Annotated in this window: 11 protein-coding genes; 4 read left to right on the plus strand and 7 right to left on the minus strand. The window is 44.8% G+C overall.

What is annotated here, in order from left to right; all coding sequences use genetic code 11:
- The first annotated feature begins 240 nt into the window (after positions 1-240).
- Positions 241-1,311, plus strand: a complete 1,071-nt coding sequence (locus tag NSQ20_RS26540; protein ID WP_076319835.1) for a peptidoglycan DD-metalloendopeptidase family protein — start codon at positions 241-243, stop codon at positions 1,309-1,311.
- 90 nt (positions 1,312-1,401) lie between these two features.
- Here NSQ20_RS26540 and yunB read toward each other — a convergent pair whose 3' ends face one another.
- The 4 genes from yunB to zwf form a co-directional block, all read right to left on the minus strand.
- Positions 1,402-2,283, minus strand: a complete 882-nt coding sequence (yunB, locus tag NSQ20_RS26545) for a sporulation protein YunB (protein WP_051446910.1) — start codon at positions 2,281-2,283, stop codon at positions 1,402-1,404.
- 263 nt (positions 2,284-2,546) lie between these two features.
- A complete protein-coding gene (gene fsa, locus NSQ20_RS26550; protein WP_036605718.1) occupies positions 2,547-3,191 on the minus strand; it encodes a fructose-6-phosphate aldolase in 645 nt (214 codons plus the stop codon).
- Between the two features lie 86 nt (positions 3,192-3,277).
- Positions 3,278-4,171 (minus strand): phosphogluconate dehydrogenase (NAD(+)-dependent, decarboxylating), encoded by an 894-nt coding sequence (gene gnd / locus NSQ20_RS26555; protein WP_017692367.1) that lies wholly within the window; start codon positions 4,169-4,171, stop codon positions 3,278-3,280.
- 543 nt (positions 4,172-4,714) lie between these two features.
- Positions 4,715-6,169 (minus strand): glucose-6-phosphate dehydrogenase, encoded by a 1,455-nt coding sequence (gene zwf, locus NSQ20_RS26560; RefSeq protein WP_076319836.1) that lies wholly within the window; start codon positions 6,167-6,169, stop codon positions 4,715-4,717.
- Positions 6,170-6,584: 415 nt separating this feature from the next.
- Here zwf and NSQ20_RS26565 point away from each other — a divergent pair, with 415 nt between their 5' ends.
- Positions 6,585-6,905, plus strand: coding sequence for a helix-turn-helix domain-containing protein (locus NSQ20_RS26565; protein WP_036605715.1), 321 nt, complete (start codon positions 6,585-6,587; stop codon positions 6,903-6,905).
- Positions 6,906-7,725: 820 nt separating this feature from the next.
- Here the strand turns inward: NSQ20_RS26565 and NSQ20_RS26570 are convergent.
- Positions 7,726-8,883: a Gfo/Idh/MocA family oxidoreductase gene (locus tag NSQ20_RS26570; protein ID WP_076319837.1), complete on the minus strand. Its 1,158-nt coding sequence runs from the start codon at positions 8,881-8,883 to the stop codon at positions 7,726-7,728.
- Between the two features lie 108 nt (positions 8,884-8,991).
- Here NSQ20_RS26570 and NSQ20_RS26575 point away from each other — a divergent pair, with 108 nt between their 5' ends.
- Entirely contained in the window at positions 8,992-9,867 is an 876-nt protein-coding gene (locus tag NSQ20_RS26575) for an AraC family transcriptional regulator (RefSeq protein WP_076319838.1), read from the plus strand.
- Between the two features lie 73 nt (positions 9,868-9,940).
- Here NSQ20_RS26575 and NSQ20_RS26580 read toward each other — a convergent pair whose 3' ends face one another.
- Positions 9,941-10,690, minus strand: a complete 750-nt coding sequence (locus NSQ20_RS26580; RefSeq protein WP_076319839.1) for a DUF3600 domain-containing protein — start codon at positions 10,688-10,690, stop codon at positions 9,941-9,943.
- A complete protein-coding gene (locus tag NSQ20_RS26585) occupies positions 10,677-11,264 on the minus strand; it encodes a sigma-70 family RNA polymerase sigma factor (protein ID WP_076319840.1) in 588 nt (195 codons plus the stop codon). Before NSQ20_RS26585 ends, NSQ20_RS26580 begins: the two co-directional genes overlap by 14 nt.
- A gap of 863 nt (positions 11,265-12,127) precedes the next feature.
- Between NSQ20_RS26585 and NSQ20_RS26590 the strand changes: the two genes are divergently transcribed.
- A complete protein-coding gene (locus NSQ20_RS26590) occupies positions 12,128-12,631 on the plus strand; it encodes a DedA family protein (protein WP_076319841.1) in 504 nt (167 codons plus the stop codon).
- The last annotated feature ends 37 nt before the right edge of the window (positions 12,632-12,668 follow it).

Raw genomic sequence — 12,668 nt, forward strand, 5'->3', positions numbered from 1 at the left:
GCATAAACCTTCTTTCTACTGAAGTTAGGCTGTTGCTCGGAACATATTATACCATGAAAGCGCTGGAAAAACCCCCATTTGTCACATCTTGTGCATTCATGCCCGATATGGACAATTTGTATAATTGGATTCCCCCCCAAGAGCTTACATGGATAAAATGAGAACTTTTGAAGAACGCTAACCTTTAGCTTGGTTCATCGGGTACCTTGTATCATTCTAATGGAAAGGGGCTGCATCCCAGTGCAACAACGCTTGACCTTCAGGCACACGTACCGCTTTTGGATCAAAACATTACTTGCAGGTACTCTGCTTCTCCCATTCTTGCCTGTTGAAGTTTACGGTGAACCCGCCCAGGCCGCTCCCAAACCACAGGCTGCCGAGTTAAAACCCGCAGAAATTTTCGCTGCACGTCGCCATTTATATGAAACCATTGGTCAGATGACCCAGATTCCCTGGTACAGGCTTGCCGCCATTGATCAGTATGAACGTACGATTACTCGTGCACACCCAAAGGATCGCAAGCATCCGGAGCGGCTTACGGGTATCTTCATGACCCCTCCGGCCTGGAGAGGATGGCTAAATCCCGATGAGACGGATCAACATCCGGAATCCATTCTTTTTTTCAAAGGATATGGACGGGATGGTTCAGGAGACGGTATAGCGGATGCCAACAATGATCAGGATGTGTTGTACAGCATGGCTTCTGTTATTCAAGGTTACGGGAACAAACAAGAGGACTTCAACATTGCCTTGTGGGAATATTATCACAACTCCCGTGCTGTGCAGCGGATACAGCAATTCGCGAAGTTATATGAGCATTTTGACAATCTGGATCTATTCGGACATGCCTTTCCGGTCCCACTCGGAACCAACTACTCCTATCGCAGTACCTGGGGGACAAAAAGAAGCTGGGGCGGTTATCGTATTCATGAGGGAACAGATATTTTCGCTCCGCATGGCCTGCCTGTACGCAGTACCTGTTACGGTGTCGTGGAGATCAAAGGCTGGAACCCGTTTGGCGGCTGGCGCATCGGAATTCGGGATTTGAACAACCATTATCACTATTACGCCCATCTTTCGGGTTTTGACAAAAGTGCACGCATCGGTGAAGTTGTGATCCCCGGTCAGGTTGTAGGTTGGGTTGGCAGTTCGGGTTACGGGAAACCTGGAACACAGGGCAAATTTCCTCCGCATCTGCACTATGGTATCTACCGGGACAGCGGACTGCACGAATGGTCGTTCGATCCTTATCCACAACTGAAACATTGGGAACAGGATGAACGCAAACAAAAGAACAAGAAAAGTAAGTGAGACGAGGATATGCACGATAAGTATTCGAAAAAGGGACCTCTTTAATAGAGGCCCCTTTTTCGAATGCTTAGTAATTCAAATTTGTGTGTATCATGGGTGCGCGTCCTTATTGAGCTGTAATCCCCCATTCACATCAGGCAGATCATCCGGCTCAATTTCTTCAAGTTCATTCCCTTGCAAATGGTCTGACGGCGTCTGTTGCTGGTTCTGGCTAGGGGGATTCGTAGTTACTCCATTACCGCTTGATACACCCGTATGACCTGATGGCAGCGCAATAGCTGGGGCATTACTACCGTTACTGCCCACTGGCTTGCCCTGATTATCGTAATAATACATTGGCACATCCCCGACAACCAAAAGGTAGGAAATCGGGATTTCCGTATCAACCGTTTCGGGTTCCATGTCGAAGGGCACCACGACCGCGACCTCAGCAATAATGTGAATGTACACTTCCACCAAAATCATGTTAATACCCGCATTCTGCTGACGGGTGTTCAGATCCACTTTGACAGCGCCTTGGGGCTCAATACGAACCGGTATACTCGGGCCAAATGAAGCCAACACCGGACTGCCCAGCGCCTGCCCCAGCGGGATTTTTTCTTTTAACATGTGTACATTCTGCAGCGTGGATTGCACAATATTCATCGTACTTGCGGTGATTCGCATATGCTCATTGTAGTTCAGCATGAAACCGGACACTTTCCCGGCGGTATCCGTCTTCCAGTCAATCAGTCCTTCGTTGGTTTTGCCATCTGCAACCTGTGCTGTAATCGCCTTGTTGATCGCTTCAGTCGCAATCTGCTTCACTCTGATCTTGGCCAAGTGCATGATGGGGGGCTTCATCTTTTTATCCACATAAGCAAAGCCCTGCATCAAACAAAACGCGGTGACCAATAAAATGATCAACCACATTTTGCGTTTGCCGCTTGGCGGCTTACGGCGTCTCCGGCTTCGCCATTTTCTTCTCATCATCGAAGTGTCCCTCCCCTACGGGATGAGCTATAGGCTATATGTTAACCTTATGCACCGTTGTCCCGAAAAAGAAGGACAGCACATGGACACTGGATAAAAAGTAACAACAACATGAAAGGGACAAGCACTCCTCATTGGCTAAACTAACCTCGAATCGGAAACTACATAAAAAGAGATAAAAAAACCTTTCACCCGCAGATTACTCTGCAAGGCGAAAGGTTTTATGTTCAGACCACCCAAAGATTCAGGCCATGTCTATCCTTTTATTTCGGAACAGATTCCCAGTCTTTCAGGAAACGTTCAATCCCGCTGTCCGTCAGTGGGTGTTTCCAAAGTGTCGGCAAAAGCGAACCCGGAATGGTGGCGATATGCGCACCGGAAAGGGCTGCATCCTCTACATGTTTGATATTGCGAATGCTTGCTGCGATAATCTCGGAAGGCAGATCATACATGTCCAGAATAAGACGCAGATCACGAATCAATTTCATACCATCCACCGCAATATCATCCAAGCGACCAACGAATGGACTGATGTAGGTTGCACCGGCTTTCGCCGCCATCAGGCCCTGTGCTGCAGAGAAAATCAGCGTAACATTGGTCTTAATCCCTTTTTGCGTCAACTCATGACAAGCGTACAGCCCATCTTCGGTCATCGGCAATTTAATGACTACATTCGGTGCCCATTCTGCAATTTCATAAGCTTCCTTCAACATATCCTCGGCTTTGAGACCGATGACTTCAGCACTGACCGGGCCTTTAACAACGCCACAGATCTCCTGAATGACTTCTTTAAATACGCGACCTTCTTTGGCAATCAAAGACGGGTTAGTCGTGACTCCATCCACCAGACCCAGACGTTCGATCCGTTTGATTTCTTCCACATTCCCTGTATCCAAGAAAAATTTCATGATATGTTCCCTCCACTTGATGAATTCGTAAACACGATATAAGTCATTACCCGATGTTCATCATATGTTAACAGTTATATATAAAATTAATTTTTCTCTACAGCGTGACCGCCAAATTCATTACGCAATGCTGCTACCACTTTACCTGTGAATGTGTCTGTTTCCAGGGAACGGTAACGCATTAACAAGGACAAAGCGATAACCGGTGTAGCGGTTTGAAGGTCAAATGCCGTTTCTACCGTCCAGCGTCCTTCGCCGGAAGAGTGCATTACACCTTTAATTTCGTCGAGGTTTGCATCCTTGGAGAAGGCACGTTCTGTCAGCTCCATCAACCAAGAGCGGATAACGGAACCGTTGTTCCATACGCGAGCCACTTGTTCGAAGTCGAAATCAAATCCACTCTTCTCCAATACGTCAAAACCTTCACCGATGGATGCCATCATACCGTACTCGATACCATTGTGAACCATTTTGAGGAAGTGACCGCTGCCCGCTTTACCAGCATACAGGTAGCCATTCTCCACGGAAGTATCTTTGAATGCCGGTTCAACGATTGCCCAAGCTTCCGGGTCTCCACCGATCATATAACATGCGCCATTACGTGCGCCTTCCATACCGCCAGATGTACCTGCATCCATGTAGTGAATGCCTTTAGGTTTCATCTCTTCGTAGCGACGGATGGATTCTTTGTAGTGGGAGTTACCCGCTTCAATAATGATGTCGCCTTTGGACAACAATGGGCTCACTTCAGCCAGCACAGCATCTACCACGTTGTGAGGGACCATGATCCACAATACACGTGGGGATTCGAGTGAAGCCACCATCTCTGCGTATGAAGATACGCCTTCAGCGCCGTATTCTTTCATTTCATTTACTGCTTCAGCGTTCAGGTCAAAAGCAACCACTTCGTGTTTGTGATCAATCAGGTTTCTACCCAGGTTCAATCCCATTTTTCCTAATCCGACAAGTCCAAGTTTCATTTCAAAATCCTCCTGTTATGAACAATGTTTAATTTTTATTTGCGTTCAAAATTAAAAATAAGTGCTTAACGTTTGGCGAAGTAACCGTTCCGGTCACGAATCGTTCTTTTGATCGCTGTTATCCCCAGATTTTTTGAATCTCCTATATAGGAGAAAATCCGGGGATAAAGGCGAACGCTATGCTTCTACAGAATCGATTTCGTCCCCTACACTACATTCTCAGCGTTCAAGCCAACCATTTTCAAAACTGAACAGCTAATCTATATTCAAAAATTTTCACGGCCTTCCGACAAATATAACCGGAAGGGCTTATGCAAAATTGGAACGGTATAATTCACAATAGATACTGTATATATCAGCATTTTGCACATTCGATCCAACTTGCTCCTGAGTACAAGCTCTAGGGGAATAAAACATTTCGTTCTATATCCTGTTGACTTGAAAAGGTTTGTTTGGATTTGTGCAAATGATTATTTGTGAGCAGAACGGATTGAACTGTTGTTTTTACTGTTGTGTTCTCTTATGCTCACTTTTTCGTTTCACTTACCACCAACGGTAGCCGTCTGCTGCGGTCAGACGATCTGCTGACTCTGGTCCATGCGAACCTGCGCTGTACGTATCCAGTGGCACGCTGCCCGCTTCGAATGCTTCCTGAATCGGTTGTACCCATTGCCATGCCAGCTCCACTTCGTTCCAGTGTGCAAAGAAGGTGGAATCTCCACGCATCGCATCAAAGATCAGATTCTCGTAAGCTTCAGGGATGTTACGTTTACCTGAGTTGAAGGTCATATGCATTGGTTCCACTTCACCATGGTTCAATGGATTCTTCGCATTTAATTGAAGCGAGATGCTTTCTCCCGGACCAATTTCAATCGTCAGCAGGTTAGGTTCCGTTGTATTTTCGGATTCATGACCGGTCTTCAGTGGTGCCTTGAACTCAACAACGATTCGGGTGGATTTCTCAGCCAGGCGTTTACCTGTACGGATATAAAATGGAACCTCGCTCCAGAATGGATCATCGATCCAAAGTCTTGCGGCAACATAGGTCTCGTTCTGAGATCCGGCTGGAATGCCAGGCTCGTCCAAATATCCAACAACCGAGGAACCTTGCAGCTCACCTGCTGCATATTGCGCACGAACAACTTCAGAAGCGATATTTTCTATTGTCAACGGACGAAGTGCTTCAGCAATTTTTTGCTTTTTGAATTGAATTTCTTCCGGTGTGCAACGTTTTGGCAAATGCAAACCAATCATCATCAGCAACTGAAGCATATGGTTTTGGAACATGTCACGAAGAGCACCACTTTGGTCGTAATACGCGGCACGTTCTTCAACACCCACCGTCTCACTAGCCGTGATCTGTACATTGGCAATATAACGGTTAGACCACAACGCCTGAATCACCGGATTTGCATAGGTGAGCGTCTCAATATTTTGAACCATCGGTTTACCGAGGAAATGGTCAATGCGATAGATTTCTTCTTCCGCAAAGGTATTGCTCAGTTTTTCGTTCAGATCACGAGCCGATTGCAGATCGTGTCCGAATGGTTTTTCGATAATCAGTTTCTTCCAGCCTTTGGTGTTACCCAGGCCACTTTCTTGAATGTTTAATGCGATTGGCTCAAAGAATTCCGGTGCCACCGACATGTAGAACATGCGGTTTTCAGGAATGTTAAGCTCTTGTTCACGCTGTTGAACCAGTTCCAATAGTTTGGTGTAATCTTCAAGCTTCGTATTATTTAAAGAACAATAACGGAAAGCTCCAATGAAATCACGAACCTGAGATGCTTCTTCCGGCGTCTGACGTGAGAATTCATGCAGTGACTTTTCAACATTCGCTTGGAAGTCCGTATCCGACAATTCACGTCGTCCCAATCCGATAACGGAGAAAGATTTCGGCATTTTCTGATCCATGTACAAGTTATATAATGCAGGGTAAATCTTGCGTTTGGCTAAATCGCCTGTTGCCCCGAACAGGACAAATGTCATTGCATCCATTGGAGTGCCTCCTGTGATCTGTGCAGTATAGTATATGATGTTGCAAAATGTTCAAATCCAAGCATGACAAAAGACGGAATAAGTGGGTGTGTTCCCCGCCTTGCCTCCGTTTATATAACAAGCCTGAATTCAACCATGGAACATTCCTTCTCTCCACAACCTGTGTTTAGGTTATAAATTGTAACCATTTGAATTAACGTTACCCATATTACACCTGTCGTCACAATTCGTCAATAATCGTGTCGAACCTGTGAACTCCAGTGTTTATAGGGTTTTTATTTGATGATAACGCTTTATGTGGTAACATTAAGAACAATTGGTATGTGACATTTTACACATATGGCCTGTGGACAAGTAGGTTACAATAAGTATACTAATGATATTACAAGCAATACTAAATCAAAGGAGTACAATCATGAGCGATGATGAGAATGCCAAGCAAATATGCACAAAAGTGGAACAATCTTATCAGATCATTGGCCGAAAATGGGTAGCCCTCATTATCCATGCGTTGATGGAGGAACCCAAACGTTTCAGTGAGATTCACGCTTATATCCCTGACTTGAGCAAACGTGTGTTAAATGAGCGAATGAAGGAACTGGAGGAAGAAGGACTTGTGGTTCGCCATGTGGTCACGGAACGTCCAGTTCGGACTGAATATATGTTGTCACGAAAAGGAACGGAACTGGGGAGAGCGCTAAGCGCCGTGGAACGTTGGGCTGATAAGTGGCTGTAACAGCTTGAGGAAAACCTTAATGTTTATTTAGCTTGAAGGTTACCGATGTGTAATCCCGGAGGTGAGTATCGCATTTAGCAACTGGCTAGTGCAATCCACAGCCGGGATTTATTTACTTCAAACGGTAAATACTAATTGTGTATAGAGACGTAATAACGCTATTATTTTGCAAACTAAAATAATGCTTGTTGCACCGTTCAAACTTTTTCCGATAATACAACGGGCTCGTCCCGGCAGATTTGCGAAATAACTGGATGAAATACATCCGTTCGGAAATCTGGCACGTCTGCCAATCTCCTCCACCGAAAATGTTATTATATATCAAGGCGTAAGTAGTCCTGCTTCAACCTTCGAGCTGTGACGTAATCCGTAATGCTGCTACCTGTCTCTTGATGAAAAATACGGTAAGCATACGATTTGGACAGGTGAACATCTGCCGCCATCTGGTCCAATTTGATCTCATATTTGAAATGCTTTTCAATCCACTACATCTTCTTCTCCGAGTGTCTCAAATGACGTGAATCCGCTAAATGTGAAAGCGTTTCATTTGCGCCTTCTTTCTGTTGATCCAACCGACTCAAAATCTGAAGCAAAACAGCACTGATTCTTCCTATTCTCCCTCACACGACTACGAGACTGATTGTAGCTCTCATCGATCCAATCCCTGACTATGGAGATTATGATCTTGAAGCGATTGCGAATTAAATGGATGGAAAAACCGGGGGTATTATTTTTTATGGTGATGTAGGTGTAATCGACCTAGTACAAAAAAAGATGCCCATTCTCACTTATGTGAGGAGCATCTTTTTCACGTAAAATACTACGAATCCAACTTGCTCCCGAGTGTAATACTCGAATCCTCGAAGTTGTCCACAGTCGTCTTTTTTTCATAAAAGTGTACGGCATGTTGCATAATTCCTTCTCTTGTGTAAAACGCGTCTTCCGACCCAAGTGGAAAAACAACCTTTTCTCCCGTACTTGCCGACTTATAGATACCCACAATCAGTTCAAGCGTATTCCGACCACTTTGGCCATCCACCAGAAGGGGAGATCCTGTCTCAATAGCATTTAACACATTCTCAACTTGCCCAGCGTGACCGACATGAATAACATCTGGTAATTCGTCGGCGAGCTTCTGAATCTGGTGTTCCAACTCTCGATTCGGTTCCGGAAATCCGTTATTCCGCGCGGTAGAAGCAACGACTTTCCAAGGTGCAGATACCCGGGCTTCTTTGCCCTGAAAAATTAACTGCTGCTCCTCTCCGTGATGTACGACGGAACTGGTAATCATGCCAAGCGCCCCTTCCTGGAAGCGAAGCATCGCCATGGATATATCCTCAACTTCGGCATTATCATGTGCCGTATTTGCCATCATCGCCTGTAGTTCCACTGGAGGTCCCATCATCCAGAGCATGGCATCAATATGATGCACCGCATGATTAAGGGTACAGCCTCCGCCTTCTTTTTCCCATGTCCCGCGCCACCACAGATCATAATAATTGTGGCCACGCCACCAGAACGAATCAACCTGCACATGTACAATCGGTCCCATCCGTTTACTGTCCAGCACACCTTTTAACTTCATCATTGGTGTCGTAAAACGATTCTGTGCTACTACGGATAACAACTTGCCACTTGCTTGCGATGCTCTCAACATCAGATCCGCTTCCTCCAGGGAAGAAGCCATCGGTTTTTCAACCAACACATGTGCACCTGCTTGCATGAAGTCACACGCAATGGGAGCATGCGTATACGGTGGTGTACAGACTGATACCAGATCAATGTTTTGGGCAAGTAACTCTGTGTAATCCGTGACAGCTTGTGCACCTTCCAGACCATATTCATTAATTCGCTTCTGTGCTTTTTCCACGTAGATATCGACCACAGCAACAATCTGACATCGCTCAGGGAACGCCATATATGCTGAGATATGTGCTCCACTAATTGCACCTGCTCCGATAATAGCCACTTTTAACATCGTTGCATACCTCCCTTATTCCCTTCACAATACACAATAATAAAGCGCTTTTATGCGTTCATCTTGTGCTAAAATAAAACTATCTTGCGCATGATAAGGGAGGCATTCATGAAGTCCATCTTTCTGGGAGAACAATTTAATCTGGTCTGTCGTCGTACATCCAACACTACGTCTCGCGAAGTGTTCCATGCTCATTCGCAGCTGGAGATAACCTATATTCACGAAGGATATGGGCAGTTGATAACCGAAGGTCAGGTTTTCTCCCTTGAACCCGGTATGCTCATGATTTTTCGACCTTTTCAATTGCACCACATCCAGATTCAAGTATCCAGACAGCAGCCTTTCATTCGAAATGTACTCATGGTTGAACTTGATCTACTGAAGGCACATTGGCCCCAATTTATCGTTACTCACGACTTCATACAGGATCTGCTGGAAGAGCAATCCCCCATTCAGCCCATCCGACTTGCTGCCACATCCCCACTCGTTGAACGAATGGAACAATATGCAGATTCGTATCCAGGTCTGCTACCTCACGAAGTAGAGGAGGATACACGCCTCTTTTTATTGGATCTGCTCGTACAACTTCGCTATCTTTGGCGGGAGGGGCAGCAACACCGCTCCCAAGATGTACTCTCGTCCAGTGCAAACGTTCTTCACCCTCATGCCGAAGCCATCATGCAATGGATTGAACAGCATTACCATGAGCCTTTTCGTTTGGGGGATATCGCAGATACACTTCATTTATCTCCCTATCATCTGTCTCATGTTTTCAAAAAAGCGACCGGAACCACAATCGTTGCTTATGCTCAAGCCACCCGCATTCGTCATGCCTGTGTGCTGCTCACTCGGTCCTCGCTCACCGTTCCCGAAATCGGTCACCGTGTCGGTATGACCAGCCCCTCTTACTTTTGCAAATTATTCCGTTCTACCACAGGCTCTACACCACATCAATATCGGCTGAAGGTGCAGGGGAGGAAGTAATGGATCACAACAACAAGAAAGAAGCGAAAGAATTCACTTCTCCGCTTCTGCTCCTCTTCACAGTTCACCCGATTCAACGCACATTGAGCTCCAACCGTTTCAAATAGGGAATTAGGCGTCTCTCTAGCTGCCTTAAATCATCCTTCTGTTCCGCTGACAATCGTTCCTCATGGGTACTTCCATCCTTGTCCATCACCATAACTTTGTATTTTTTCATTTGTTCATAGACAGACTTGAACTCACGATATTGTTCCTTGGTGAATGTCTTCTCTGCCTGTTCCAACTGTTCCGTCCAAAATTGCTGCTCGTCCATCAGTTTTTTGGAGGACCCTACACTCACAGCTTCCAGCTTCTCAAAAAACGGTTCCAACTCAGCTACAAGAAGGTTATATCGTTCCTGCTCCACTGTACTCCACTGCTCTGGATGCATATTGCCCTGAGAATCGGCATACTTCACGGCCATTTGCCCTAATTGCTTCAGCAAGTCCATATATTGAACAAATTCTTCTTCGCTGAAATGGGCCTTGGCCGTCTGCAGCTTTGCTTCCAACCTCATATAATCCTCAGCTGTTCCCCCCATAGCTTTGATATTCTCCTGCGAACCATATATTCCGTCTGCGAGATAGGTGTATCCTGCGTAGGCTCCGGTGGGAATAATGAGCACAACAGCTAATAGTCCAGTGATCAGCCATTTTTTTCGATTTCTTCTGATGTGCGAATTACTTCGAATACCATCCATCATTTTATGTTTAATCCTCGTAGGAACGGACCAGTCTTTGGTCTCTTCCTGGTAGGCTGTTCGCAACTGTTCATCGAGTTTCATGCAGATCCTCCACCTTTCCCCGCAACCTTGGATTCATCTTCTCTTTCTGTCTTAACTTCGCCAGCGCCGCATGTATGCGCGATTTTACGGTTCCAAGCGGAATCTCCAATATGCCAGCAATCTCCTCTTGCGTGTATTCATTCAAATAATGAAGTGTAACCACCTGCTGCAGCTTGTACGGCAAACGGTGCACCTGTTCCAGCAGAGGACGATTTGCCAGTTTGTTGACCAGATCAGTGGAAAAATCATATTCCATACCAACGTCAGATTTCTCGATCCGCTTGCCAAAACGAAACTGCATCAATCTTTTGCGTCGATAACTCTGAACCTGTCGCATCGTCACCCCCATTAACCAGGGACGAAAAGCACGCTCCGCATCATATCTCGCCAATGACCGATACGCCTGAATGTAAATCTCCTGTACGACATCCTCCGCGTCAGACTTGTCCTTGATGAGAAATCGCACAGTTTGATATATCCTCGTCACTGTTTTCTCATATAATTCTCCATATGCTTCTTCATGCCCCGTCCGTATTAACGTTACAAGTTCTATGTACTCATCTTGTTCACTCATTATCCATTCCCCTCCTCCTTACACTATATATTGGCATGCCAGCATCATATCGTTCGATTTATTTATTGAATGAGTAGGTATGGCTGAATCTGATACAAAAAGGTCCTCTGGTGTTTATCATGATATAATATAACTAATTTTGATATAATTGGAGGTTTTTCGTCTGAGTTATAAGATCCGCCTTTGGTCTTTTGATATTATCTTATTTCGATCATCGGATTTGTAATCGCCAGAAGTAACCTCGAGGCCTACGCCACGGTATACAGACTTATTGGGATCTTGGTTATCTTATCGTCTCTTTTTCTTTCGAAAGCGGATATAAGGGAGTAACTTAGCAGGGGTGGTCACTACTGTAATGAAACTTTTCAGCAAATTGTACTCAGAATATCTCCTGATTCCACGACCTCTACGTTTGTTGTTTTTATGGGGATGGATTGTTTTGTTTATTGTTGCTGGTACCAAATTCAGATGGTTCTACTTCCTACAATAAGCTGATTCAAAGAAGTCTGATCCCCTGGGACATAAAAAAAGAGCTGAGTCGTCATTATGACGTCTCGGCTCTTCTTTGATGCTCATCCTCTTCCTTACAGATAAAGATATAGGTAATCAACTCGAGCTAGCTTATACGTTCCTTTTTGAGGCATACTTTATTTGATATTCAGAAATTCATATCACTTGATCACCGCTTCTGAATAGTTCTACCTGTTCAAGTCTTGCCAGTACGTTGGCAAGGCTTTTTTCTCTTAAACATAAGTTGTTTGGCTTTGCTTATGTATTCTTTAGATTTTCTTCAGAAATATGCTCATTAATTCCTTAGTTTTTTTCATTATGATGTCAATATCAACAAGAGAGGAGGCAAAACAATGATCAGTAATACGATCTTAGAGCTACTTCATCAGTATGGTTATCTGATTTTTTATTTTGCCCTCTCATTAGGGCCTTTCGGTATTCCAATCCCAAATGAAATCACGATTATTAGCGGTGCCATTTTGAGTCACACGGGGGTTATCAATTCATGGATCACATACTTCTGTATTTTATCAGGACTATTAACAGCCATTACCTTTGCCTATTTTGCAGGGAGGTTATTTGGAACCAAGATAAAACACAGATTTCAACATCATAAACACTTCGTCAAGGCCGAACTGATTCTGAATAAAAGTGGCAATTGGGCAATGTGCATCGGTTTGTTCATTCCAATCGTGCGATATGTTCTCCCTTTGGTCATTGGACTGAGCGGCGTGCAGTATAGAAAATTTGCTCTCATCTCCTATTCCAGTGCTTTGTTATGGACCATAACGTATTTTACAGCGGGAATCTACTTCGGCGGTCCCATTCTTTCTACGCTTCAATTATTCCATTTCTAACTGGTTTGGATAACATACCATCACATATACGGAGGAA

Source organism: Paenibacillus sp. FSL K6-1122 (assembly GCF_037977015.1).
GTDB classification, from domain to species: Bacteria; Bacillota; Bacilli; order Paenibacillales; family Paenibacillaceae; genus Paenibacillus; species Paenibacillus amylolyticus.